The sequence below is a fragment of the Polaromonas sp. P3_C2 genome, assembly GCF_056402675.1.
In genome coordinates, this window is the sequence record NZ_JBFUGX010001084.1 from 1 (window position 1) to 881 (window position 881).

Annotated in this window: 2 protein-coding genes; both read left to right on the plus strand. The window is 59.3% G+C overall.

Annotation, left to right across the window (positions count from 1 at the left end; genetic code table 11):
* Positions 1-606 (plus strand): heme o synthase (gene cyoE / locus AC1DWI_RS24765; protein ID WP_477726126.1); only part of this gene is annotated, 606 nt, incomplete at its 5' end.
* Positions 607-615: 9 nt separating this feature from the next.
* On the plus strand, positions 616-881 hold a 266-nt coding region (locus AC1DWI_RS24770), incomplete at its 3' end, for an SCO family protein (RefSeq protein ID WP_477726127.1).

An 881-nucleotide genomic window follows, 5' to 3' on the forward strand; every position in this document is an offset into this window, starting at 1 on the left:
TCGCTCACGCTGTCTTTTTCGGCCGCATTGTGCGCGCTTGGTTCGTGGATTCTTTATGCATGGGTGAACCCGCTCACCATGTGGCTGACTTTTGCCACCTTCATCGGCTACGCGGTGGTCTACACCGTCATCCTCAAACCGATGACGCCGCAGAACATCGTGATTGGCGGTGCTTCAGGCGCCATGCCGCCGGTGCTGGGCTGGGCTGCCATGACGGGGTCGGTCGGCCCGGAGGCGCTGATTCTTTTTCTCATTATTTTTCTCTGGACACCGCCGCACTTTTGGGCGCTGGCACTCTACCGCGTGGAAGACTACCGCAAGTCCGGCCTGCCCATGCTGCCCGTTACCCACGGCAATGAGTTCACTCGGCTGCAGGTGTTTCTCTACACGCTGGTGTTGTTCCCCGCCTGCCTGATGCCCTTCATTTTCAAGATGAGCGGCTGGCCCTACCTCGTTGTCGCTGTCGCGCTCAGCATCGGCTTCAGCTGGTATGGCTTTCGCCTGTGGCGCAACTACTCCGACGCGCTGGCACGCAAGACATTCCGGTTTTCACTGATTCATCTCTCGGTGCTGTTCGCAGCGCTGCTGCTTGACCACTATCTTTAGGCTCCCACCATGAAGTCCCACCGCACGCCGCAGGCTGCCTCACCCGTTCGACGATCTGCTATTAAAACAATAGCTGCTTGCGCACTTGCAGTGGGCGCTGCAGGCATTTTTACTGCATGCGCACCGGACAAACCGCAGTTCAAGAGCATTGACCTCACCGGCGCCGACTACGCGCAGGGCTTCACGCTGGCCGACCACAATGGCCAAGCGCGCACGCTGAAAGACTTTGCCGGCAAGGTGGTCGTGGTGTTCTTCGGCTTCACGCAATGCCCCGA